This is a genomic window from Paenibacillus motobuensis, assembly GCF_039521865.1.
Classification (GTDB): Bacteria; Bacillota; Bacilli; order Paenibacillales; family Paenibacillaceae; genus Fontibacillus; species Fontibacillus motobuensis.
This window is the reverse complement of record NZ_BAAACX010000006.1, coordinates 277,721-302,823: the sequence shown is the minus strand read 5'-3', so window position 1 is coordinate 302,823 and position 25,103 is coordinate 277,721. Positions and strand designations below refer to the sequence as shown.

The window sequence follows — 25,103 nt, the reverse complement described above, 5'->3', positions numbered from 1 at the left end:
GTTTGGGGTGAGAACTTTGAATATACCACCCATCATAAGGCAGGTTGGAATTCGTCTCGGTGCAATTGCCTTGGTTAAAGCCATAGGACTACTAGGCAGGATTATATTGACCCGCATGGTGGGTACTGAAGGTATTGGGTTGTTTCAGATGGCCTACTCGTATTATGGATTTCTATTCATGCTAATCACAGGTGGTGTACCTACCGCTCTGGCTTTATACACGGCAGAACAGAAGGCCCTTGGTTGGGTTTGGTTCAAACGTCTGTCTGTCGTGTTTATTCTCGTTGGAGCATCGATATGCATATTTTCAATGAACTACTCGCAGCATATCTCTGCATGGCTAGGCAATCCTGATTTGTCCTTCTTCATACGCCCTCTATCCCTTGCCCTATTCGTAGTCCCTTTACTAAGCTTGCTTCGGGGATACCTACAAGGTCTGGAATGTTATACAGCTATTGCCGTATCTGAACTCATTGAACAAGCTGTTCGAGTCGTACTTATGTTATTTATTGCCTGGCTTCTGATGCCCCAGGGTACGGTATTTGCGGCTGGAATAAGTCAAATCGGAACGGCGCTTGGTGGAATCGCCGCATTTGTCAGTTTGTTAATATTTTATCTTTATACGAAAAGAGATGCACCGGGCTATGCTCCTCCTCGATCTCGTTCTCGAATTACAGATGGTATTTGGTTTATTAGGTCCTCCTTGATCATTGCAATGACCAGACTGCTGGTTCCTTTCTCAGATATGCTTGATGCTATTATTATCCCCTCAAGACTTCAAACAGCCGGTTATGACTTTTCACAAGCAACTGCCATGTATGGTCTATTAACGGGCATGGCTGTTCTAATTGCATATATGCCGACCATTGTGACTTCGGCGATATCGCATACGATTACGATGAAGCTGGTCATGGCCTGGAAAGAACGACTTATTGAACAATTTGATGCAAGAAGTAGAGAGGCACTCGAAATTGTCTGGATTTGGGGCATCGCTTCCTGTATATTTCTATGGTTTTACAAGGACGAACTTTCACTGGTATTCTTCAAAACACCTGAAGCAGCAGTACTAATTCAATGGTTATTTATCATTCCTTTAGTTGTGGGTCTACGAGAAATTACAACCAGCATCCTTTGGTCGCAAGGCAACAATAGAATAAGCTTGATTGGAACAATAATTGGTATATCCATCGCTGCATTATCCCACTATTCATTCATCCCTTTAGAAGGTCTGAATATCATCGGGGCGGTTATTGGAATTCTACTCATGGAACTCATCATAACAGTGATTAATATAATAGGTTTAAAAAGAGTGGTCAGTGGGATGAATTTAGGTAGGTTACTGTTACATACATTGATCTTCCTGGTTGTCCTAGTCCCTACTGCTTCTCTAACCCGATCAATCGGTTCGCAGATCCATTGGGGGAATTATTCCTCTCTGCCTGGTATGTTTCTGTATCTTTTACTGGTTTGTACCTATTTGTTAATAAGGTATCGCCAACAGCACACGTAATTATTTTCGTTACACACAGAGGTCGGCGATACGTGGCTAGCGCTCCGTTAATAATAATTTACAACTGCGATTTTTTGAATAAAAAACGTATCCCCACAAACATTTGTAGGAATACGTTTTTTTATTCTTTATACTAATTCAATTCGAGCAATATCTCTATAAAAAATTCTCCGTCTTACAAACACACCTCTAACTCTAACACGAAGAATAAGAGAGAGGAGCCCTGTAGATGCACTTTACCCCACAACTTTTAACCCAACAATCGATAAAATAATGCCTAACATGGTGATCATTCGAATCCAACTCTTGGATTCATGGAAGCAGATCATACCTACGATAGCTGCCCCCACCGTTCCGATTCCTGTCCATACCGCATAAGCAGTTGCCAACGGGATAGTCTTCATGGCTTCAGCAAGCAATAGAAAGCTAGCCAAGAAACTAATCACCATGAGTAGATTATTCGTAAAATTGTTCCTTTCAGCTACCCGCTTGATCCCAATTACACCAATGACTTCAAGCAATCCAGCCGCTATGAGCAATAGCCATTCCATTATCCCCTTCCCCCTTCGCTAGTCAACTTTAGGCTAATGATGCATGTAAGCAATAGAAGTATTAATGCAACTCTTAACATACTTACGTTACCGCCTGAGTATATGATCTCTACAGCAGTGGTCCCCAACGTTCCGATTCCTGCGAATACGGCGTACACCGTTCCGACCGGAAGGATTCTGGCTGCGCTTATGATTAATTCGAAACTAAGTAGAAGAGAGATGAGTACGACTATACTAGGAACGCTCTCATATTTAAATCCGCTGGCCCATATAATTTCCAGCAATCCGCCCAAGATCACGTAACCCCACGCTCTTGTCTCACTCATCGTTTTCATTTTTTTGTTCATTTAACCGATTCTCCTCCTGTACATTTACAGCTAAATACCAATCTATAATACGATCGATGTAATCCATCACTTTGCGATCTAGCCCATACACCTTCTCTTCCATCCCTTCTTCAGGCCGGATTAAGGTCCAATACTTCTCGATAAGCTTCTCGTCCTGATCGAACCATTCCATAGAAATTTCGAAAAATTGTTTTGCCAACCTTTGTGAAGTTTCAGAAGAAGGCTCTTCGTCGATATGTTTCGCCGCCGTCCGAATCAACTGCACCCATTGTGCGGTCCTGGGATCATTCGAGCTTAAATCTGGCAAGCTTTTAATGATCTTTATCTCTCTGTCTGTAAAATGTTCCCTTAGAAATGCCTCTCTGATGTTCGAGGGAGTTTGAATGGCCTTAATAAACATAAGAATATCATCCGGGTCAGCTTTACCTTTCAACTCAAACGCATTATTAGCGGTAATCAACAGCTTCTCTAATACATCCAGTTTTTTTCGCTTCTCCTCAATGGCCTCCAATTCAATTTTATAAAAAGACTTTAACGACTTCTCATTCGTACTTTCTCCTGATAATAGTAAATTTTTAATGCTTTTTAAGGTAAAACCGATCTCTTTTAATGCAGTAATATGTTGAAGGAGAATCAATTCCTTCTCTGAGTAATATCTATAGCCTGATTCATTAACTTCTGCTGGCTTTAAGAGCCCTATTTCGTCGTAATAGCGAAGCGTACTAATGGCGACATTGCTTCTTTTAGATACTTGCCCAATGCTATACATATCCCTCAACCCTCTCCTCATCTTATTCTAAACCCTCAAGTATACTTGAGGGTCAAGATTTATTTTCAGTGAATACATATTTTCTCGTATCTCTATAATAAAACGCTTGCATATTGAACAATCCAGAGTATAATACTTGTATACAAGTATACTTGATAGACGGTGAAGGTGAACTCATAACCGATTTATTATTTCCGGCAATAAAGAAAGCGGTGCCATTTTATCCGAGATAAATGACTACCGATGGAAAGCTTTATTTTATTATAGATTCAAGTGTTAACTAAAGGAGTTGAACAACATCATGAGTAGCTACATGTTAGGTGTAGATATTGGCACCACTAGTACCAAAGCGGTATTGTTCACCGATCAAGGTGAAGTCATTCAAACGGAGAATATTGGTTACCCTTTGCATACACCAGATATGTCCACAGCGGAACAAGATCCGGAGGAGATTTTCCAGGCCGTATTACAGGCGACTTCGAACATAACGTTACACCATCCTGATAAAAAGCCCACGTTTATTTCATTTAGCAGTGCTATGCATAGTGTTATTGCAATGGATGACAATGATCTGCCGCTGACACCCTGTATCACCTGGGCGGATAATCGCAGTGAAGCATGGGCACAGAAGATTAAAGAGGAAATGAACGGCCATGAAGTCTATAGACGAACAGGAACTCCTATCCACCCCATGTCTCCGTTAAGTAAAATAACCTGGATCGTAAATGATCGGCCTGAGATCGCAAATAAAACGAAAATATATATAGGAATCAAAGAATATATCTTCAAAAAATTGTTTGATCGGTATGTTATCGATCACTCTCTTGCCTCGAGCATGGGGATGATGAATCTGTTTACATTAGACTGGGATGAAGAAGCATTAAATATTGCCGGAATTACGCGTGATCAGTTATCTGAACTCGTACCAACCACCCAAATATTTAGCAATTGCAATCAGGCCCTAGCCCAAAGAATGAGTATTGATCCGCAGACTCCATTTGTCATTGGCGCTAGTGATGGTGTGCTGTCTAATCTAGGTGTGAATGCGATTGGAAAAGGTGAGATTGCCGTTACTATCGGGACAAGCGGAGCGATTCGAACCGTGATTGATAAGCCGCAAACCGATGAAAAAGAAAGAATATTCTGTTATGCCTTAACGGAAAAACATTGGGTCATTGGCGGACCTGTTAACAATGGAGGCATGGTTCTCCGTTGGATTCGTGATGAGCTTGCCTCCTCCGAAGTTGAGACGGCCAAAAGGCTAGGAATTGATCCCTACGATGTATTAACCAAAATTGCTGAGCGTGTAAGACCAGGAGCAGACGGACTCATATTTCACCCCTATCTCGCCGGTGAACGTGCCCCACTATGGAATCCTAAAGTCCGCGGCTCATTCTTTGGTCTAGCCATGTCACATAAAAAAGAGCATATGATTCGCGCTGCTTTGGAAGGGGTTATTTATAACTTATACACCGTGTTCTTAGCCTTAACCGAGTGCATGGATGGGCCTGTAACCCGAATTCAAGCAACTGGAGGCTTTGCAAAATCCGAGGTATGGCGGCAGATGATGTCAGATATTTTCGAATCTGAAGTCGTTGTGCCCTTAAGTTACGAAAGTTCTTCTTTAGGGGCATGTATATTAGGTCTCTATGCTACAGGACAAATTGAATCTTTTGAGATCGTGAAGCAAATGATTGGCAGTACCTACAGACACACACCAAAGGAAGACGCTGTAAAAGAATATAGACACTTGCTTCCGGTGTTCATTAGCTTATCCAGAGTATTAACAGATGAATATACGCGGATTACCGATTATCAGAGAAGCTTAATCTAAGACAACTAATCTAAGCAGTAAGGGGATATTACGATGCCATTAGTCATTGTAGCAATTGGGATAGTCGCATTACTTATTTTAATTATGTTCTTAAAATTAAACACCTTCGTATCATTGATTATTGTATCATTCGGTGTTTCTCTAGCACTTGGCATCCCGCTAGACAATATAGTAACGACCATTGAGTCGGGATTAGGTGGGACACTAGGCCACTTAGCGCTTATCTTTGGTCTCGGTGCAATGTTAGGGAAGTTGCTCTCCGATTCCGGTGGTGCTCAACGTATCGCTATGACCCTGGTGAACAAATTCGGTGAGAAGCACATTCAATGGGCCGTCGTGACTGCCTCGTTTATTATTGGTATTGCCTTATTTTTTGAAGTAGGTCTGGTATTGTTAATTCCGATTATCTTTGCCATATCAAGGGAATTGAAAGTTTCTATCCTGTATCTCGGGATTCCAATGGGCGCAGCGCTGTCTGTGACGCATGGATTTTTGCCGCCGCATCCAGGACCGACTGCGATCGCCGGTGAACTTGGCGCGAACCTTGGCCATGTATTGCTATATGGATTAATTGTAGCTGTTCCTACAGTAATAATAGCTGGACCTTTATTCACGAAACTGGCTAAAAGACTGGTGCCCGAAGCATTTACAAAAACAGGTGATATCCGCTCGCTGGGCGAACAGAAAGTTTTTAAACTTGAAGACACACCTGGGTTTGGAATTAGTGTCTTTACTGCTTTGCTACCCGTTATTCTCATGTCTATCGGTACATTCATCACTTTGCTACAAAAAACGATAGGGTTTAATGAAAATGCTCTTGTCAAAGGCATCGGATTCATCGGTAACGCGGATGTATCCATGTTGATATCCTTATTAGTCGCGATCTATACTATGGGATTGGCTAGGAAGATTCCAATTAAGAACGTCATGGAATCTTGCTCTACCGCCATCTCCAATATTGGGATGATGCTCTTGATCATTGGTGGAGGCGGAGTCTTCAAGCAAGTATTAATTGATGGAGGCGTTGGTGACTACGTAGCCGAGTTATTCCAAGGAACTTCATTGTCGCCAATCCTGCTGGCCTGGATCATCGCTGCCATCTTGCGTATTTCCTTGGGGTCTGCTACGGTCGCCGCCTTAACGACTACCGGTCTGGTCCTTCCCATGTTAGGACAAACTGACGTGAACCTGGCTCTAGTCGTTCTTGCAACCGGAGCCGGCAGTGTCATTGCCTCACACGTAAATGATGCCGGCTTCTGGATGTTCAAGGAATACTTTGGCTTAAGCATGAAAGAGACATTTGCAACCTGGACCTTACTTGAGACGATTATATCTGTAGCTGGCTTAGGAGTTATTCTATTACTAAGCTTAGTCATATAATGTAGTTATAATTTTCTTAGCATATGAAGATAATCCAGCAAGTCAGCCTCCAAGGCATGTATACCAGGTTCTGATAGAGAATCTACATTCTCTTGGAGACTTCTTAGTTCGATTGTACTCTCTAGGCCCGTTGGAATCGGCATTCGAATTGCCCATTCCAGGGCCTCTTCTTCTGTTTTTACATCGATCACTACAAATTCAGCTACGAGTTCTTGATCTACCGGAAATGGGCCCGCTTGTATCTTCGGTTGCCCTCCATCCGACGGATAACATATCCTAATTCCCCTAGAACTAGGGTTAAGCTCTTCGGCAGTCAGAAGCGCACCGACTTTAGCCAAAGACCTCTTATATCCCTTCATGGCATCCACATATTCCTGACTGTAATGGATCCCGGTCTCCGAGAATCCGTTCGCTTTTACTATGAGCATAAATCGCATATGGGGGTTCTCCCTTCAACTCATTATCGACATGATCAATACATTATTGATATGTACCCGATTCACAATCGGCTGCTCGTTGAAGCAGCAGCTCGCGCTCGCGGGTATTCCGCGTCATCGATGCAGCACGTTCGAATTCTGACCGTGCTTCATCATACCTTCCCAGTTTTGCAAGCAAATCAGCACGAACACTGGGGAGCAAGTGGTATCCTTTTAAGGAAGGCTCCTTATTCAGCTCGTCAACGATCTGCAGTCCGAAGGCTGGTCCAAATGCCATCGATATCGCGACTGCCCGGTTCAATTCCACGATAGGCGATGGCGTTAGCCTGGCAAGCGCTTCGTAAAGAGCCGCGATACGGATCCAATCCGTCTTAGCTGCAGAACGGGCCTGAGCATGGCAAGCAGAAATTGCTGCTTGCAGAGAGTAAGGGCCGAGCGGTCTTCCTAGCTTCCGGCTCCGTTCTAACGCCGTAATACCACGACGAATTAGCAGTTGATCCCACTTCGCGCGATTTTGGTCCATAAGAAGGATCGGCTCTCCTTTAGCGTTAACCCGCGTCTTCAGACGCGAAGCTTGAATCTCCATCAACGCAACCAGACCGTGAACTTCCGGTTCAGTAGGTACAATCTCAGCCAGAATCCGTCCCAGTCTAAGCGCTTCCTGACATAGCAATGGCCGAATCCAGTGTTCCCCAGAAGTCGCGGAGTACCCTTCATTGAACATCAAATAAATGACCTCAAGTACCGCAGCTATACGCTGATTCAATTCCTCCCCGGTAGGCACTTCAAAAGGGACCTTCTCGGCGCTAAGGGTTCTCTTCGCTCGAACAATCCGCTGAGCAACCGTAGACTCCGCTACAAGGAAAGAACGGGCAATCTCATCCGTAGTCAAACCGCACAATAGACGAAGCGTTAGGGCTACCCGAGCATCCTGGGATAGTACCGGGTGGCAAGTCATAAAGATCAGACGAAGGAGATCATCACTGATCTCCCCATCCAAAGCATGATCTACATCATCCTCTGTATATAAAGGTGCAGTGCGAGCAATCTCGCCGTATTTCTGGTCTCGTAGTTTACTCCTGCGCATAAAATCAATGGCTCGGCGCTTCGCAGTCGTCATCAGCCATCCCCCCGGGTTGTCTGGAATGCCGGTCTCCGGCCAACGTTCAAGGGCAATAAGCAGCGCATCCTGAGCCAGATCTTCCGCGAGGGCCACATCCCTCACCATTCGTGTCAGCCTTGCAATAAGCTTCGCCGATTCCATCCGCCATATCGCATCAATAGTTCGATGTGTCTGAGATGAACTCACGCTTTCTTCTGCTCCTCAATCTGCCTACGGAGCGTAACTTCTTTGGCCAATGTATCAGAATTGTCCATCAATTCCTCGACTTCGAACACCTGCCTAAGCTCAATCTCCCCTTGCCCAAATCCATGTGGATCAGGCATGCGCAGCGCCCATTCGACCGCTTCTTCCCTTGATTTAACCTCGATCAACGTGTATCCGGCGATAAGCTCCTTGGACTCCGTAAACGGACCGTCCACCAATTTCGGTTTGCCTCCAGGCTCCGGATAGGAAATCCGGATTGCGCTTGAGCTAGGCATTAGTCCGTCGGCTGCTAGCAGCACACCGGCCTTCACCAATTCTTCGTTATACTTCTGCATCGCATCAATAAGCTCTTGGCTGGGCATAACCCCAGCCTCCGAATCGGTTGTTGCTTTAACAATCATCATAAATCTCATAAGTCGATCTCTCCTTAGAATGATTCATTTATACCTGAAGAGCTTCCGTACGCAATTTTGCGGTGAGAGCCGAGACCCAGCCGAAGGCAACGAGTCCAGCACAGCCCATAATTACGCCAATCCAAGTGCCAATGGTCGAGCCTAGAATAATAAGCAGTGGAGCAAGAATACAAGATACAATACAGTAGGTACTCCAGCCACGTTCACCTATTGCAGCAAACCGACGTGCAAAGATAATACTTGCTGCTATCAGACAAATAAATGCAGTAAAGAAAGCCACGGAATGTATTGCAGCTTGAGTACTCATGGATGTTGGCATCTCCTCAGGGGCACCTATGGGAAAGCCAAGACCGGGATCTGGGCGAAACAGACCCGCCAGGATCATTCCAATCCCATAGATTCCAATGAAGAATGCCCCCCAGGTACCGCCCTTATGACCACGTAGCAAGGAGCGCACACCGATCGCTGCACATAACGCAAGTAAACCCGTCATGAAGAAGTTGGCACTTTGAATCCATCCCGCATCCCCTAATGTAAGGGTACTAATGGCATGACGTCTAATATCAAACCCTGCACGTGTGAATGTCTGAATGATCGCTGCTGCATAAAACAACGGAGCGGAAACCACTTCAGCCAGCAGAAGCCATCGTATCACAGCTGAATTAGATTTCTTGATATTCATATTTATTTCCTCCCTGTGATCATGATTTAGTACTAAAAAACGCTTCGAGCTCGGATGAAACCTGCTTCGTATTAAGCTTTTTCGTATGACCAAGGCCTTTCTTGCTCAGCAGCCTTGCATTCGGAAGTACATCCGCTAATGCCTGGGCAGCATGTCGCAGTGCCACCGGGCTCTCGGTTCCTTCAATGACAAGCGTTGGCATCTTAACGGCATCCCACAATTTTTGAGGAAGAGCCTTGCCATCCATATATCCATCGAGCAGGGCCGCGTCGTAAGGCAGTGTATGAGCAAGCGATGTCAGATTGGACCACACGCCGGGCATGACCCGCATCATGCTAACTACAAATGAAGGAGCCCCCATTCCCTTGGTCATAAAATATTTAACCGTCTCGCCCCGCCGATCTGAGGACATAAGGGCGGATACTTGCTTGGCGAAGTCTTCCGGCGGTTTATGACCTGCATCATCAACGATAAAGGGTGGTTCATGAAGGGCAAGCTTCTGAATATTCGCCCCCCTCGCCGCGGCCTGCAGAGCTAGAATCGCCCCGGATGATAATCCCCACACATAGGCCGAGCCACCCGCTTCATCAATCATCGCCTGAAGATCTTCGATCTCACGCTCAATCGAATAGGTTGGTGCATCTCCACTATCGCCACGGCCGCGGCGATCATAATTGTATACGGTGAAATGCTCTGACAACAGGTTGGCCATTTGCACCTGTCCGGGGAATTTGCGGTAGCTAAATGCTCCCGCTACAAATATTAGTGATGGTCCTTGACCAACCCGATCATAGGCAATGGATGTGCCATCTTTTGAAATAACTGAATACATCGTATATATCTCCTTTTCGTTTATATTTCTTGTCTCTATTTCTCAGGCTCGTAAGTATAAATAACGACGCCTGATTTCAATGTCTTGACGTCGATGAGGCGCATCGCCGCTCTCTCATTTCCCTCTCTGAACAATCGTTGTCCATAGCCTAAGATCACTGGGTGAACCCAGAGTCGATATTCATCGATAAGCTGATGCTTCATCAGAGTCTGGGCGAGATCACCGCTGCCAACGACGAGCAAATCTCCACTTAATTGCTGCTTGAGCTTCACGGCTTCTTCAGCCGCCTCACCAAGAATGATCGAAGTATTCCACTCCGCTTGACTTAAGCTTCTCGACATGACGAACTTCGCCATTTGGTTCATCCGATCGGCTAGCCCTCTCATGCCTGTCGCCGACGGCCATGAGGCCGCGAAACCCTCGTACGTTTTGCGCCCGAGCAAGAGCGCTTCCACCGCGTGGGCCTGTTCAACAATCAGTTCCAAGTGCTCCTCGCCTACATATGGCATCTGCCAGCCTCCATATTCGTATTCATTCGGATCGCCTGGAGCCTGCATAACTCCATCCAATGATACGAATTGTTGCATAATGATTTTTCCCATAACCTGATCTCCGTCCTTCCTTGTCATAAGGTTGATTCCTAGCGTCGCATGCATTCGGATGTTCTTCATCCGTGCCTCGCTCAACTTCGCTGTTATCTAGACAACGAACGACGGTAGAGAGAATCGACATTGCATCAGAAATTTTTTTAGATTATTTTGAATATCAAGGTTATACTCAAGGGTATACAAAAAACAATCTCCCCAACGGATTGGGAAGATTGTTGTTTTGAACGTTTAGCTTATAAAATCGAAAATCTCATCCACCGCCTGACGATACCCACCGGAAGATCGTAGTGAATCCTTCATCTTTGTGGCAGCCATTTTGAAGGATGCTACACTCAGTACATGATCTGCCGCTTTACGGAGTTGATCCGCCGTCAAGGATTGCATTTGTAAGGTCATGCCCGCTCCCATATGGGCGATTTGTTCGGCAATAATTGGCTGATCCGCACTAAGTGGGAGGACGATGAGCGGAACGCCATAATAGAGACCCTCATGGGCACTATTCATTCCGCCATGGGTAATAAATAACTTCGCGTGCTCCAGCACTTTAGTTTGCGGAACATAATTTTTCACGATGAAATTTGTAGGAATATTCCCTAGATCAGTGATCTGGACCCGGTCCCCTATAGACATGATGATCGTATGATTCGAGTTCTCGAAAGCTTCGAAACAGAGCATGTAGAAATCGATTGACTGATTAAAGACAGTACCTAGTGATATGTAAATGGGGTTGTTCTCCATACTCGTTGTAAAGTCGAAGCTGTCTTGAGTAACGCGCTCAGCGATGGATGGTCCTACAAATTTATATGTGTGGTCAAACTCCGCTTCAGTCGGTTGGAACTCCCTGGTCGTGTATACAATGGTCATTGATGCAGGATTACAATATACTTCGTAAGGAGAATGGATTCTTACATCATATTTTGCCTCTATCTGTTCCGTAAGGCTTTGATATTTAGCATGTATTGGTTGAACAACTTCTGCAGGAGCTTCAGTATAAAACTGCTCCACGATCTTATTGACAGATGCTTCGGTCTGGGCAAAAGTAGTGCAAGAGCTAATTGCCGGAAGCTTTAGAATCTGAGCGATTAATCGTCCACAGCCAAACATGGAATCATGGATGATGTAGTCATAATGTTCTCCCTTAATTTGTTCAAGGACACTTGGTATGACAATATCCGCTGTTAATAAAAGACCGTTGATTCTTTCTAGCAAATGCTCTCTTCCGCCCGAGATAAAAGCTTTAATAAATTGCTGACCGTCAAAGGTTCGTACGGTAGCTCCCACCGTCTCCATCCGTTCTCGAAACGCTTCTATACAGAAGTACACAACCTCTTCTCCACGTGAGACAAGCTCCTGCACAACTCCAATCGTAGGGTTGATATGTCCCTCTGACCCACCATTAATAAATAACACACGTCCCATAGCTATCGCTCCTTTACTTCCTGTTTAATCATTATTGCACAAAAAGACTGCCGGAGGAATTCCGACAGTCTTTCTCATGCATGAAGTATACTTCTCGACCTATTCGCTGGACAATTCCTTGAACGATTTGATTTTACCATGAGGATGGTGCTCTTGCTTTCTAGACTTCCAGGCAGCTTCTTTCCTTCTTTTCTGGTGAGTCATAACAGATATCCTCCTCTGGAAAATGAGATGTATACCACTCCCTTAGTTTGCCATTTCCGGGTTCTGTTCATTCAACACTATTCATGATTTCTGCGATTACGTAGTATTAAATAGCTCCTTTGATCGTCATAATCGGATCACCGATTTTAATCGTTTCGTTCGTTTTGATCATTTCAAATTCAGGGAATTCACTATAATTTGTGACGATAGTTGGTGTTACAGTAGCGTATCCCTTGGCTCTTATGGCTTCAACATCAAATTTTACTATCGGCTGACCCTTTTTTACTTTATCCCCCACCTGTACAAGGGATTCAAAGTGCTCACCTTTCAGCTGCACAGTATTAATACCAATATGCATTAATATCTCTGCTCCGCGATCAGTAGTCATTACGATCGCATGTTTTGTTCGAAAGATCACAGCAATGTCTCCATCCACAGGCGCCCTTAAGATTCCTTCATCAGGCTCAATGGCCACCCCTTTACCCATATGCTCTTCTGAAAACGCCACATCTGGCACCTGACTCATAGGTATAACCTTTCCGGCTAACGGACTAACCACCACTTCTTCCTTACTCAATTCAACCTTTGACTCCATGCCCTTTTCCTGTTTAATTTCATTTTTTTGTTCATTCGTTTTGTTGTTTTTTGAACTAGATTCAAATTTAAAGAACATGGTAAAAATGAAGCTCAAAACAAAACTTAAAATGATGCCCACAAGAATGGCCCACAACCCAGACATGTTCCCATCAGGAGCAATATAAGTAGGTAATGCGAAAATACTTGGAGGTACAAAAGAGAATGTTTTTACACTTAACAACACCGCAACACAACCGCCAATAGCGCTTCCCAACATAGCTGCATATAACGGCTTTTTAAGTTTCATAGTAACCCCATACATACCCGGCTCCGTAATCCCAAAGATCGCTGATAAGCCCGTTGACACGGTAATCGAACGTTGCTCAGGGGACTTTGATTTTACAAACACTGCAAAAATAGCTCCAGCTTGAGCCATATTACTGATTAACGCAAACGGCAACCAAAAATTATCAAATCCGTTCGTAGCCAAACTTTGAATAGCCGCTGGCATGCAGGCATAATGCATTCCTGTCATAACGATAATAGGATTGAATCCGGCAAGCAGGAAACCTGCTAACGGACCTACCGTTGAGAATAACCAAATCAAACCTTTAGATAAATACTCACCAATGTAAAAGCCTAATGGAGCAATTACAATTAAAACAATAGGTACAGTAATCACTAACACTACAACGGAAGATAGAATTGCTTTGAGCATTGGAGGCATTACTTTGTTAACACCCTTATTTACATAGCTCATTAGCCATACACCTAAGATAACCGGAATAACAGACGAACTATAACTTAAATATGGAAGATTAAAAAGCCAGAATTTCATCGGCTCCAGACCATTAGCGGCTCCATTAATTAAGGTTGGATACATTAAGACTCCCGCAAGACACAACGAGATAAACTCATTAACATTAAATTTCCTTGCTGAAGACACCGCTAATAGAAATGGTAAAAAGTAAAACGCTGAGTCTGAGATCATCGTAAATACTTGGAAAACACCGTTTGTCTCCGGCATTAACTTAGTAATTGTGATCAGTGCCAATACAACCTTCATCATACCAGCGCCAATAATAGCCGGTAATATAGGCGAAAAAATCGCTGAGATGGTTTCAAGGATCCCATTAACTTTATTTTTCACGCCTTTTTTAGGTGTTGATTTCTCAGCTACTACAGGTTGTTCGTTAGATTGTTTTTTATCATGACCAATGAGTCGATTGATTTCATCAGCAATAATCTCGACGTTATTTCCTATAATGATTTGAAATTGTGAGGACGTAACTTGAATATCAATTACACCTTCTAATTTTTTCAACTCTTCGATTTGAGGTATTGTGTCATCCACTAAATTAAAGCGCAATCTTGTGAAACAGTTCCAAATCAGTTTGATATTATCTTTACCACCGACTAAGGGAATAATATCCTTTGCTAATTTCTTGTAGTCCATTTTCTTCATACCCCCTTTTTATAGATTTTCTCCATTTGTCTCAATAACTTCCTTGTACCAATAGAAGGATTTTTTTCTGTAGCGCTTCCCAGTTCCATGACCTAAGTTATCCTTGTCCACATATACAAAGCCATAACGTTTTTCCATTTCCTGCGTGGAAGCACTCACTAGATCTATAGGTCCCCAAGCACAGAAACCCATGATCTCAATTCCATCTTTAATACACTCTTTTAACTGAATCAAATGATCTTTAATATACTCAATTCTATAGTCATCATTTACAGTTTCATTTTCTAATTTGTCATACATACCTAAGCCATTTTCCGCAATTAGAATCGGTTTTTGGTAACGATCCCAGTATTGAGATAAGCAATTATAGAAACCTTTGGAATCGATAGCCCATCCCCATGGACTCACCTCAAGAAACGGATTTTTCTTAGCTGAACTATAGGAATAAGAGACATGTTGCTCCTTGTTCAACTCCATAGATACCATTTGTGAAAAATAATAAGAAACCGCTAAGAAATCAAGTGTGTTTTCTTTCAACAATGCTTCTTCTTCAGCAGTAATCTTGATATCAATTTCACTTTCATTAAAGAATCTTGTGATATATCCAGGATATTCACCTCTAAACTGAACATCGGTATAGAAATAATTCAAACGATTGTGTTTCATCGCCAATAGCACATTATCAGGGTGAGCATTTTCCGGATACGCCGTTAAGTCAGCCAGCATCGTACCCATTTGTATATCATACCCTTGTTCTTTAGCAAACTTCTTCAACAGGGCGCTTCCTACAATTTGATTGTGAACGCCTTGGTATTTTGCTTCTTCAAAGTTCTCAACGGTATCAATGCATGTCCCTATGGAGAGGAATGGTTCAATATGAAGCAAGTTAATTTGATTGATTGCAATCCAGTATTTAACTTTGCCATGATAACGTTCTAACAAGGTTTGTCCATACTTTTCATATAAATCAATGACGTCTTTATGTTTCCATCCTTGATATTTCTCTGTAATATATAGTGGAATTTCGTAATGTAAAATGGTTACGATAGGTTCCATCCCATTTTTGATGACCTCATCAATAAAGTTATCGTAAAATTCTAATCCTTTTTTATTAGGAGTATAGTCTTCTACATTAGGAAAAATCCGAGCCCAGTTAATTGAAAAACGCAGTGTTTTAAATCCCATTTCTTTAAGATATTTCAGGTCATCTTTATACGAATGATAGAAGTCAATGCCATGTCTTTTCGGATAGTATCCGTCTTTGTCATTGACTGCAAAATCAACCTCTGCTTGAGTCATATTCGCCGAGTGAAGTTTGGACTTATCCGCTTCAGGTCTATAAATAAACAAATCTGACAAGCCGATACTTTTCCCATCTTCATTCCAAGCTCCTTCAATCTGATTGGCCGCGATGGCCCCTCCCCATAAGAAATTCTGCGGAAATCCCTTCATGTTTTTCATTCTGTATTTCTCCTCCTGATCAAAAATATTGATATAAAAAAAGACACCTAAAACAGCATAGAGAACATCTCTATGTCATCCCAGGTATCGCCTGCATCGCAGTAACAATCCATTTTGATTATTATTTTGTTGTTAATTTATAAATATGCACGAATAAATAAAATTTTTCTTCATCACCAATGGTTATATCTTGTGACTCTTGCATGTACTCAGAAATCTTCTCAACACATTCATAAACCTGAGGCGTATTCTTCCTTAAAGACTTCAACATGGTGAGAGTTTGTGGATTATCTTCTTCATTTTGAGCATCAAGGCTTCTTTTAATGAAGTGTTTCAAGTGAGTAATAAACCGATCATAAAAAATTGACGACGCTTCCAATTGAATTGAAAAATGAGATTCCACAATCCGCAATATTTCTTTGATCATTTTGGGAATTTTCATGGTCTCATTATTGGTAACCTGCCCTTGTTGCGCATTTACAAAGTGTAAGGTAATAAAACCGGCCTCATCCTTTGCTAACCTGATTCCCGTTGACTCAAAAATGAGTTCCAACGCTCTTAAAGCGGCCTCATATTCTTTAGGATAGACGCCTTTAATCTCATTAAGTAAAGGATTACTAAGATCCATTCCTGCTTCATGTCGCTTAAAAGCATAAACCAAGTGATCTGAAAGTGACAAATATATATAATCATTTAATTGAACCTCAAGCAAACTCTCAGCAAGTTCAATTATATTTTTAATTAAATCAAGATGTTCTTTAGGAATATCAGCTAATAAATCAAAAGCTGCTTCCCGATTGTAATTCTTATCTAACACAAAAGTCTTTTCAATTTTACCTTTGTTAATTTTATCTCCTTTGCTCACTCCAAAACCAAGACCACAGCCAATCAAAATAACTTCTTGTTTGTTTTCGTTAAGTGACATAATTACATTGTTATTAAATTTCTTTACAACCTTCACTACCATCACCCCCCGTTCGTACAAATGCAAGAGAACACATAACCTCAAAAAAAGCACACAATCCAAAAACAATTATATAGAAAAAAATCTCTATATCACTGTTTTAGGTATTGCCTGCTTTACCAGTAACAATCCAGTTAATTAAATTTTACGTTATAAATATAAACAATAATAAAGGATAAGTCAATCCCCCGAAGTTTACCATGACTTGGATTATTCGAAAAGTAAATTATGCGAGTTATTTGCGCTGGAGTATGTTCGGCACCCTCGTAGTGATCGTCGTGTTTGCGTTATCCAGGGATGCTGTCGTCGGCTTTATCCTAGTCATCCTTATGGGCTTAACGATGTCGGGTGTTTATTCGATCACCCTGGTGTATGCGAATCATACGTTGCCTGGCATGACGCGTCTCGTTACCAGTCTAATTACAGCTTTTGCCGGTTTTGGAGCCGCGGTCTTCCCTGCACTGATTGGATATTCGATGGACCATTCAGGCATAGTGTCTGCGCTGTGGATGTACAAATCATTGCCGTAGACATGGATGGCACGTTTCTGAATGACCGTAAGGATTATAATCGAGATCGCTTTCTGGAACAATATGCACAGATGAAAACAAAAGGCATTCGATTTGTTGTGGCTAGCGGGAATCAATATTATCAGCTGCGGTCGTTCTTTCCTGAAATTGAGCATGAAATTGCTTTTGTTGCGGAGAATGGCGCTTATTGAGGATCAATTGTTTAAATTTGCCCTTCGTTTTCCACTTGAAGATCTGGATCAAGCACTTGTGAACCTGAACCTGGAAGAAGTTACGGCCGTATCGTGCGGTTATGGGGATGTGGATATTATTGTAACTGGCATTCACAAGGCGCATGGAATTCAGCTTCTTCAGCAAAGATGGCAAATCGCGAACGATAAGACGGCGGCTTTTGGAGATAGTGGCAATGATATCGAAATGCTAAGGCATGTACATTATAGTTATGCGATGGAACATGCGAGTGAACTTGTGAAGAGGACGGCGAAATATCAGATCGGTTCGAATAATGCCGAAGCTGTGCTGGATGCGATAGACCTAGACCCTATTTTGTGGACATTGAAAAAAGACCTTAAACTGCAAGCTGGTGCCGGTACTCAACCGGCATCAGCTTCTTTAATGCGTTTATCAACTTAACCTCTGCTGGAGGATTGACGCCAGCTCTTCAGCGGAATCCCAAACGATGGGGCGAATCTCTTTTATTTGTACAGGAAGTGTCTCTGCATCACGGCTGCTCATGCTCCAAATCACCGGAATGTTCAGACCAAGTGCATATCCCGCTGCAAAATACACCTCAGGGGGTTGTCCCGTTAAATCTGCGATAATCAATTTACTGTCAGCTATAAGCTCCAAGGAATACTTTTCGGCACCCGGTGTTTTCATATTTGCGTGTGGAAGCAATCGTGGCAGATAACCGTATTGCTCAATAATCGGCAATAATCTTTCCTGCCACTCCGTGCTCAAATTCTCATCATTCCCGATAAGAATCGTGCATGGCTTCAGCTTCTTTCCTCCGGCGCTTGCTGCCGCTTCGCGCCATCCTTGCTCCGTAAGCTGAAAGCTGGTTCCTTCTCTGATCATAAGCTGCTCGTTCCTTAATTTATCAATAATATATACGAGCTCTTGCAGATTAGGGGAATACGTCAGATTATAATTGCTAGAGAGTGGATGAATGACAACGGGTTCTCCTGCACGATCAGAATGCCTATATAAATATTGCAGTAGACGGATTCCTTTATCCTCTATGGTTACAGGAATCATCGGAGAATTAACAATCGTCTCCAGATCATTGGCGGATAGAACGACTGCTTCATCGCGATCCGTTAGCTCACGGATATAAGCCGATATGATGTGAAGCATATTACGCTTCTCAGGGTGGGGCAACGAATTAATAGATTCGTAACTATCTCTAAGTAAGCTATAGGATCCGTCCGGTGAACAGGAACAGCTTATATATCTATCATAATCACCTTCCGGTTTAGTCGGTACAATCTCATCGCAGAACAAACAGCGTTTCTTCATCATAATAACTCATCACCTCTTATCCATTTGCTATTCTCTACCTTACCAAGTTTTTGATATAAAATAGACAAGAAAAATCTTCCTGAATATTCAAATGCATCATTGATTCAAGCAATCAAAAAGAGAATCCCCCCAGAAAAATGGGGAAATTCTCAGATGTGACTATTAGTTTGCAGGACACGAAATAGTAACATATAATCAAAACGACACTAAATGATTAGATAAGGAGATACGATGTCCCAAGAATATATAGAAATTCGCGGCGCTCGGGAAAATAATCTTAAAAACGTATCTTTGCGCATTCCTAAGCGTAAGATCACGATTTTTACCGGTGTATCCGGTTCGGGTAAGTCTTCGATTGTATTCGATACTATCGCCGCTGAGTCCCAACGTCTATTGAACGAAAACTTCAGTATGTTCGTCCGCAATTTCCTGCCGCGTATTCCGCAGCCGGAAGCAGATGCAATTGAGAACTTGAGCATGGCAGTGATCGTTGATCAGAAACGCTTGGGTGGCGGCGCTCATTCAACCCTAGGCACGATTACCGATATCTCCCCCGTTCTCCGTCTTCTCTTTTCCCGTGTTGGTCAACCCTATGTAGGAGAAGCGCATATGTTCTCCTTCAATGATCCGCAAGGCATGTGTCCCGAATGCAACGGAACAGGCCGTATTCGCTGCGTAAATATGAGTAAGGCGCTGGATATGTCACTCTCATTAAATGAAGGAGCCATCCTGCTGCCGGACTACTCAATAGACAGTTTCGATTGGACGATGATCGTACAGTCAGGGTCCTATGATCTCGACAAGAAGCTGCGCGATTATCCGGAAGAGGATCTGGAAGAACTACTGTACGGCAAGGCGAAGAAAGTGGCGACACAGTTCGGCGGGAAGACCATGAATATAACAGTGGAAGGCTTCATCGAGAAGTTCACCAACAAGTATATCAAGCGGGACATTAAAGCGATGTCGGAGCGCACGCAAAAGAGGGCCCTGCCCTATATCACCGATGGACTCTGCCAGTTATGCGGCGGCACTCGTCTCAGCCAGGCTGCACTTAGCTGTAGGATCAATGGTAGCAATATTGCTGAACTATCTTCCATGGAAGCAAGTCAGCTGGTTAAGGTTATTCGTGAAATCACAGACCCAGTAGCTGCCCCAATGGTTAAAGCATTAACTGAAAGACTACAGCACCTGGTGGATATTGGCCTTGAATATCTGAGCCTCGACCGTGAGACTGACACTTTATCCGGCGGAGAGTCCCAACGGGTCAAGATGGTCAAGCATTTGAGTGGCAGCTTCGTCGATGTGGTCTACATCTTCGATGAGCCGAGTGTTGGGCTGCATCCTCGTGATGTGCATCGGCTGAATGAATTGCTGCAGAAACTGCGGGATAAAGGCAACACGGTCATCGTCGTTGAACACGACCCTGATGTGATCCAGGTGGCTGATCATATCGTTGATGTCGGACCATTGGCTGGTAGCCGCGGCGGGACCATTGTTTATGAAGGCAGCTATTCTGGGCTGCTAGATGCGGATACTCTGACAGGCAAGCATTTGAAGCATTCGATGCCGATCAAGGATCATTTTCGCATGGCAACGGGACAATTGTCCGTCGTGGACGCCAATCTGCACAATTTGAACCATGTCAATGTTGATATTCCTAAGGGAGTCTTAACCGTAGTGACAGGCGTAGCTGGTTCTGGCAAGAGTACATTAATCAACGAGGTATTCCTGCAGCAGCATTCCGACGCCATTGTGATTGACCAGGCGGCGGTCGGTACTTCGACCCGTTCAAATCCAGCCACGTACACCGGCATCATGGACGATGTGCGTAAGGCCTTCGCTTCAGCCAACAAAGTGAATGCTGGATTGTTCAGCTTCAATTCCAAGGGAGCCTGTGAGAACTGCCAAGGTCTTGGTGTTGTTTATACTGAATTGGCATTTATGGAAACTGTGAAGACACCTTGTGAAGTATGCGGCGGCAAACGCTTCAAAGAAGAAGTATTGGACTACAAATTGAATGGTAAATCAATCGCTGATGTTCTGGCGATGACTGTTCAAGATGCCCTCGATTTCTTTGAGATCAAGGAGGTTGTACGTAAGCTGCAGGCCCTGAGCGATGTTGGACTGGATTATCTGACACTCGGACAACCGCTTAGCTCATTGTCCGGCGGCGAATGCCAACGTATCAAGCTGGCCAGTGAACTGCATAAAAAAGGAAGTATCTACGTTATGGATGAACCGACGACCGGATTGCATATGTCGGACATCACCCATCTGCTAGCGATCATGAATCGCCTTGTAGATACCGGCAATACGGTCATTGTCATCGAACATAACCTGGATATCATTCGTAACGCCGATTGGATCATCGATATGGGTCCCGAAGGCGGCAGCAATGGCGGTCAAGTCGTATTCGAAGGCACGCCAAAGCAGCTGCTGAACGCAAAAGATTCGCTCACAAGCAAATATTTGATGTAGTCAAAATAAAAAACAGATCACTTTATGGTTTTAATTACCCATCTAGTGATCTGTTTCTATATGCTTTCATCAAACCGGCTGCAAGACCTGCACGAACCGTCCCATCCTCTCCAGTGCTTTCTCTAAATCAGTGAGCGATGTTGCATATGAGCAGCGGATAAAGCCCTCTCCTCCCGATCCGAATACATGACCTGGCACAACTGCGACCTTCGCTTCCTTCAGCAGCCGTAGAGCGAACTGCTCCGATGACATCCCTGTAGATGTAATAGAAGGAAATGCATAGAATGCTCCTTCAGGTTCATGACAGGTTAACCCGATCGCATTCAATACCGCTACAAACAGCTTGCGACGTTCATTATAGCTGGCCATCATCTCATCTTTGGAGGCCAGACCATAACGCAATGATTCAAGGGCTGCGATCTGTGCTATTGTAGGAGCACACATAGCCGTGTACTGATGGATTTTCAACATGCCTGCTATCAACTCACGCGGACCGCAAGCATAGCCTACGCGCCAGCCTGTCATCGCAAACGCCTTGGAGAAGCCGCTAATCACGATCGTACGCTCCTTCATCCCTGGCAAGGAAGCAATACTTGCATGTTTTCTCCCATAGGTCAGCTCGGCATACACTTCATCCGAAATGACAACCAGATTATGCTGGATCACGAGTTCAGCAATGGGCTGCCAATCTTGTTCCGTCATGACTGCTCCGGTCGGATTACTCGGATAATTAAGCATCAAAACCTTAGAATGGGGCGTAATCGCCGCCCGCAATGCTTGTGGCGTCAGCTTGAACTTCTCCTCTGGCTTCGTCGTCACCTCTACAATTTTACCACCATGCAGATGAGTGATGGGTTCATAAGCTATATAGCTTGGTGCTGGAATCAGTACTTCATCTCCCGGATCAAGTACGGCCCGTAGTGCCAGATCCACCGCCTCACTGCTTCCGACCGTCACGAAGATTTCATGACTGGGGTCATAGGAAAGTGCGAAGCTGTTAGCTAAATAAGACGAGAGTTCCTCGCGTAGCTCCATTAAGCCAGCGTTAGAGGTGTATTTTGTCTTCCCTTCACGCAAGGCCTGAATGCAGGCTTCACGTACCTTTTCCGGTGTAACGAAATCCGGTTCCCCAACTCCAAGAGCGATCGTATCCCCATCCGCCGTATTCAGATCAAAGAAAGCGCGGATTCCTGATGGTCGAATGTCCCTTACACTTGAGGACAAAAATTGTCCTGCATTCTTTTCACTATACATGCTGCAGCTTCCCCCATTCCTGTCTCCGCTCACGAAGCGAGCAGTCAATAATACGATCCAGCAGCTGGGTAAAGGTCAATCCTGCTGCTGCCGCACTCTTGGGAAGCAGGCTGCCTGCGGTCATTCCCGGCAAAGTATTGACTTCCAGTACATAAGGGATATCCTGACACAAGATCATATCGACCCTCGCATAGACTTTGCATTGCAGCAGTTGATAGCTGGCGAGCGCCGCCTCGCGCACGCGCTGATGAGTAGCTGGAGGAAGCTCGATCACCTTCTCCTCAGCGCCGCCAACCTCATATTTGGCCGTGTAGTCGAACCACTCCGAATGGGCGGAGCGAATGCCGATAATCGGCAGCATTTCCCCATCTATTATCGAGCAGGTAATCTCCATCCCTTCAATATAAGGTTCAATCAAGATCGTCTGATCCAAAGCGCAGGACTCTTGAACAGCATTCAGCAGTTCGGTCTCATGATGCACGAGCTGGATGCCGATACTCGATCCCCCCGTGTTCGGCTTTACAATCACCGGATAACCCATCCGCTCCACCGCCCGTGGATTATAATCCTCCATTCCCTGCCAGCAAAGGCCTGCCGGCGTATTCACACCCCCTGCCGTAAGCAGCATCTTGGATAGCCGCTTGTTCATGCACAGACTGCTTGCCAGAATACCACTGCCTGTATATGGAATCCCTAGCGTCTCCAGCGCTCCCTGTACCGTGCCGTCCTCGCCATATTGACCATGCAGAGCCAGTAGCGCAAGATCTATTTCAGCCAGTTGTACCTGTTCAATGAAGTCCGCTCGTTGATCAATTACAATAGGGACCGCCTCATAACGGCTATGATCCAAATGACGGATCATCTCCTGACCTGTCCGCAGCGAAATCTCTCGCTCGGAGGAAATACCGCCCATAATAACGCCAATCTTCATCATGACACCTCATTTGTCTGTAGTTATTGTTATGCCTTAAGAAGGTCGCGAACCTGCTCGGCGATGATCTGAATCCCCTGCACGATATTCTCATCCGTTACTCGTGAGAATCCGAGCCGCAATGTATTTGTCCCTTCTCCCTCTTGAATGAAAAATCTGTCTCCCGGTGTAAAAATAACCCCCTGTGCCGTACAAGCTTCCAGCAGTTCATGTGTGTCTATCTTTGATGGGAAGGTAAGGAACAAATGCAAGCCCCCGTCGCCAGACAGCTGCGCCTCAGGGAGATATGCTTCACAGCATGCCTTCGTCAGCTCGTATTTGCGTTTATATTCCGTTCGAGCTTTTTTGACATATTTATCGAAATTCCCGTTCAGTAAATATTGATATAGGATCGATTGATCGATCGTTGATGTATGAATTGTGCGTGCCCGCTTAATGCTCTCCAGATTGTCAATCAGCGCCCGGTCTGCGAGCACCCAACCAACCCTCAAACCCGGGAACAGCACCTTGGAGAAGCTGCCGATATAGATCACACCATTCCCTTGCCCTGCTGTCGCAATTATTGGTGCGATATGCGCTCCTGAGTAGCGCAGTTCCTCATTAAATCCATCCTCAATCACCGGAATCTGATAACGCATCATTAATTTCACAACGGCACTACGCTTGGCTGCCGACATGACAACCCCGGTTGGATTGTGATAGGAAGGCGTTAAATAAGCCAGATCGAAGTGGTTCGTCTGCTTTTGCAGCTCCTTCTCGAGCTGATCTACATCCATACCATCCCGCTCCATCGGAATGCCGGTAATCTCAAACCCCTGCAGCTTCAAATTTTTGATGGCTGTATGATGGGTCGGATTCTCGCAAATGGCTGCCCCGCGGCGTCCAGAAGGACGCAGTGCAGACAGGACAATATCGAAGCCTTCGGTAAAACCGCTTGTAATTAACATATCCTTGCCACTGATATCGACACCCTTATTCTCCATATAACGCATCAGATAATCGATCAGCGGCTTATAGCCTTTGGCATAACCATAGTTCAGCAGCACCTGCCCTTCGATGGCCATGCGATCCATAAAGGCTCGCTTCACATCTCCGAGATCGAATAATTGCTCATCCGGAGCAATGCTAGTGAACGAGATCGTCCCTTTCTGGGCCCGAATGCCTTGCTTCATCATATCCAGCTCTACAGCCGATCCGGCATACTCGTTCATTCTCGCCTTCCAGTCAATCTGCCATGTGGAGGAAGCAACTGAATCACCGTTGTCTCCAGCCAATTGAGTTCCCATTGCTGCTACATAGCTGCCTTTCCCGGGAATAGCGTACGTATATCCGTCATCCTCCAGCCCTTCATAGGCGGCAATGACTGTATTGCGGCTCACTTTGAGCAATCCGCTCATTTCTCTTGTAGAAGGCAGCTTCTGATCCGCTTGAAGCGCCCCTTTTATAATTAAACGTTTGACGTATTCTTTCACTTGTATCGCGACCGGACGGTCGTCAACGAGCTTGAAATCCTGGAACACTCTTCATCGCCCCCTTCTGTAATTCTGGCATAGGACGCGTAAGAAAAAAAGAACCACCCTGCAGGATTTTTCATCCTTGGGTGGTTCCCC

25 protein-coding genes are annotated in these 25,103 nt (G+C 44.4%); 7 read left to right on the top strand and 18 right to left on the bottom strand.

Going from position 1 to position 25,103, the window contains the following annotated elements:
* The first annotated feature begins 16 nt into the window (after positions 1-16).
* Positions 17-1,510 (top strand): oligosaccharide flippase family protein, encoded by a 1,494-nt coding sequence (locus tag ABD014_RS05215; protein WP_343858297.1) that lies wholly within the window; start codon positions 17-19, stop codon positions 1,508-1,510.
* Positions 1,511-1,746: 236 nt separating this feature from the next.
* On the opposite strand, the gene ABD014_RS05210 is transcribed toward ABD014_RS05215, so the two are convergent.
* From ABD014_RS05210 to ABD014_RS05200, 3 genes are read right to left on the bottom strand one after another with little or no spacing between them, the layout of a single operon-like run.
* Positions 1,747-2,061 carry a DMT family transporter gene (locus tag ABD014_RS05210; protein WP_343858295.1) on the bottom strand — a complete coding sequence of 105 codons (315 nt, stop codon included), beginning with the start codon at positions 2,059-2,061 and terminating at the stop codon, positions 1,747-1,749.
* Positions 2,061-2,408, bottom strand: a complete 348-nt coding sequence (locus ABD014_RS05205; protein WP_343858293.1) for a DMT family transporter — start codon at positions 2,406-2,408, stop codon at positions 2,061-2,063. Before ABD014_RS05205 ends, ABD014_RS05210 begins: the two co-directional genes overlap by 1 nt.
* The gene (locus ABD014_RS05200) at positions 2,380-3,177 is read right to left on the bottom strand and encodes a MerR family transcriptional regulator (protein ID WP_343858360.1); all 798 of its coding nucleotides are present in this window, start codon (positions 3,175-3,177) and stop codon (positions 2,380-2,382) included. The genes ABD014_RS05205 and ABD014_RS05200 overlap by 29 nt, the downstream gene beginning before the upstream one ends.
* 301 nt (positions 3,178-3,478) lie before the next feature.
* On the opposite strand from ABD014_RS05200, the gene gntK reads away from it, so the two are divergent.
* Entirely contained in the window at positions 3,479-5,011 is a 1,533-nt protein-coding gene (gntK, locus tag ABD014_RS05195; RefSeq protein ID WP_343858291.1) for a gluconokinase, read from the top strand.
* Between the two features lie 33 nt (positions 5,012-5,044).
* On the top strand, positions 5,045-6,391 hold the full coding sequence (locus tag ABD014_RS05190; RefSeq protein WP_343858288.1) for a GntP family permease: 1,347 nt from the start codon (positions 5,045-5,047) through the stop codon (positions 6,389-6,391).
* Between the two features lie 5 nt (positions 6,392-6,396).
* Here the strand turns inward: ABD014_RS05190 and ABD014_RS05185 are convergent, their stop codons facing one another.
* The 11 genes from ABD014_RS05185 to ABD014_RS05135 all read right to left on the bottom strand — a co-directional run bounded on the left by ABD014_RS05185 (position 6,397) and on the right by ABD014_RS05135 (position 16,776).
* Entirely contained in the window at positions 6,397-6,828 is a 432-nt protein-coding gene (locus ABD014_RS05185; RefSeq protein ID WP_343858283.1) for a YciI family protein, read from the bottom strand.
* A 43-nt stretch (positions 6,829-6,871) separates the two neighbouring features.
* On the bottom strand, positions 6,872-8,137 hold the full coding sequence (locus ABD014_RS05180) for an RNA polymerase sigma factor (RefSeq protein WP_343858280.1): 1,266 nt from the start codon (positions 8,135-8,137) through the stop codon (positions 6,872-6,874).
* Complete coding sequence (locus ABD014_RS05175) at positions 8,134-8,568, bottom strand: YciI family protein (RefSeq protein ID WP_343858278.1); 435 nt, start codon at positions 8,566-8,568, stop codon at positions 8,134-8,136. The genes ABD014_RS05180 and ABD014_RS05175 overlap by 4 nt, the downstream gene beginning before the upstream one ends.
* A 28-nt stretch (positions 8,569-8,596) precedes the next feature.
* Positions 8,597-9,250, bottom strand: coding sequence for a DUF998 domain-containing protein (locus ABD014_RS05170; protein ID WP_343858276.1), 654 nt, complete (start codon positions 9,248-9,250; stop codon positions 8,597-8,599).
* Positions 9,251-9,269: 19 nt separating this feature from the next.
* Positions 9,270-10,082, bottom strand: coding sequence for an alpha/beta fold hydrolase (locus ABD014_RS05165; protein ID WP_343858274.1), 813 nt, complete (start codon positions 10,080-10,082; stop codon positions 9,270-9,272).
* 35 nt (positions 10,083-10,117) lie between these two features.
* The gene (locus tag ABD014_RS05160) at positions 10,118-10,684 is read right to left on the bottom strand and encodes a dihydrofolate reductase family protein (RefSeq protein ID WP_343858272.1); all 567 of its coding nucleotides are present in this window, start codon (positions 10,682-10,684) and stop codon (positions 10,118-10,120) included.
* Positions 10,685-10,918: 234 nt separating this feature from the next.
* On the bottom strand, positions 10,919-12,109 hold the full coding sequence (locus tag ABD014_RS05155) for a macrolide family glycosyltransferase (protein ID WP_343858269.1): 1,191 nt from the start codon (positions 12,107-12,109) through the stop codon (positions 10,919-10,921).
* A 99-nt stretch (positions 12,110-12,208) separates the two neighbouring features.
* Positions 12,209-12,313, bottom strand: a complete 105-nt coding sequence (locus ABD014_RS05150; RefSeq protein ID WP_343858265.1) for a DUF6254 family protein — start codon at positions 12,311-12,313, stop codon at positions 12,209-12,211.
* Between the two features lie 106 nt (positions 12,314-12,419).
* The gene (locus ABD014_RS05145; protein WP_343858262.1) at positions 12,420-14,345 is read right to left on the bottom strand and encodes a beta-glucoside-specific PTS transporter subunit IIABC; all 1,926 of its coding nucleotides are present in this window, start codon (positions 14,343-14,345) and stop codon (positions 12,420-12,422) included.
* 18 nt (positions 14,346-14,363) lie between these two features.
* On the bottom strand, positions 14,364-15,815 hold the full coding sequence (locus ABD014_RS05140) for a glycoside hydrolase family 1 protein (protein WP_343858260.1): 1,452 nt from the start codon (positions 15,813-15,815) through the stop codon (positions 14,364-14,366).
* A gap of 121 nt (positions 15,816-15,936) precedes the next feature.
* A complete protein-coding gene (locus ABD014_RS05135; protein ID WP_343858258.1) occupies positions 15,937-16,776 on the bottom strand; it encodes a PRD domain-containing protein in 840 nt (279 codons plus the stop codon).
* A gap of 203 nt (positions 16,777-16,979) precedes the next feature.
* Between ABD014_RS05135 and ABD014_RS05130 the strand changes: the two genes are divergently transcribed.
* From ABD014_RS05130 to ABD014_RS05120, 3 genes are read left to right on the top strand one after another with little or no spacing between them, the layout of a single operon-like run.
* Positions 16,980-17,309, top strand: a complete 330-nt coding sequence (locus ABD014_RS05130) for a hypothetical protein (protein ID WP_343858256.1) — start codon at positions 16,980-16,982, stop codon at positions 17,307-17,309.
* Positions 17,285-17,500, top strand: a complete 216-nt coding sequence (locus ABD014_RS05125) for an HAD hydrolase family protein (protein ID WP_343858254.1) — start codon at positions 17,285-17,287, stop codon at positions 17,498-17,500. Before ABD014_RS05130 ends, ABD014_RS05125 begins: the two co-directional genes overlap by 25 nt.
* Complete coding sequence (locus tag ABD014_RS05120; protein ID WP_343858252.1) at positions 17,487-17,942, top strand: HAD hydrolase family protein; 456 nt, start codon at positions 17,487-17,489, stop codon at positions 17,940-17,942. Before ABD014_RS05125 ends, ABD014_RS05120 begins: the two co-directional genes overlap by 14 nt.
* Here ABD014_RS05120 and ABD014_RS05115 read toward each other — a convergent pair.
* Entirely contained in the window at positions 17,934-18,830 is an 897-nt protein-coding gene (locus ABD014_RS05115; protein ID WP_343858250.1) for a hypothetical protein, read from the bottom strand. The genes ABD014_RS05120 and ABD014_RS05115 overlap by 9 nt on opposite strands.
* A gap of 231 nt (positions 18,831-19,061) precedes the next feature.
* Here ABD014_RS05115 and ABD014_RS05110 point away from each other — a divergent pair, with 231 nt between their 5' ends.
* Positions 19,062-21,308 carry an ATP-binding cassette domain-containing protein gene (locus ABD014_RS05110; RefSeq protein WP_343858248.1) on the top strand — a complete coding sequence of 749 codons (2,247 nt, stop codon included), beginning with the start codon at positions 19,062-19,064 and terminating at the stop codon, positions 21,306-21,308.
* A gap of 69 nt (positions 21,309-21,377) precedes the next feature.
* Here ABD014_RS05110 and ABD014_RS05105 read toward each other — a convergent pair whose 3' ends face one another.
* The 3 genes from ABD014_RS05105 to ABD014_RS05095 are packed head-to-tail and all read right to left on the bottom strand — an operon-like array spanning position 21,378 to position 25,013.
* A complete protein-coding gene (locus tag ABD014_RS05105) occupies positions 21,378-22,562 on the bottom strand; it encodes an aminotransferase class I/II-fold pyridoxal phosphate-dependent enzyme (protein WP_343858246.1) in 1,185 nt (394 codons plus the stop codon).
* Positions 22,555-23,493, bottom strand: a complete 939-nt coding sequence (locus tag ABD014_RS05100; RefSeq protein WP_343858358.1) for a D-alanine--D-alanine ligase — start codon at positions 23,491-23,493, stop codon at positions 22,555-22,557. The genes ABD014_RS05105 and ABD014_RS05100 overlap by 8 nt, the downstream gene beginning before the upstream one ends.
* A gap of 29 nt (positions 23,494-23,522) precedes the next feature.
* Positions 23,523-25,013, bottom strand: coding sequence for an aminotransferase-like domain-containing protein (locus ABD014_RS05095; protein ID WP_343858244.1), 1,491 nt, complete (start codon positions 25,011-25,013; stop codon positions 23,523-23,525).
* Positions 25,014-25,103: the final 90 nt, after the last annotated feature.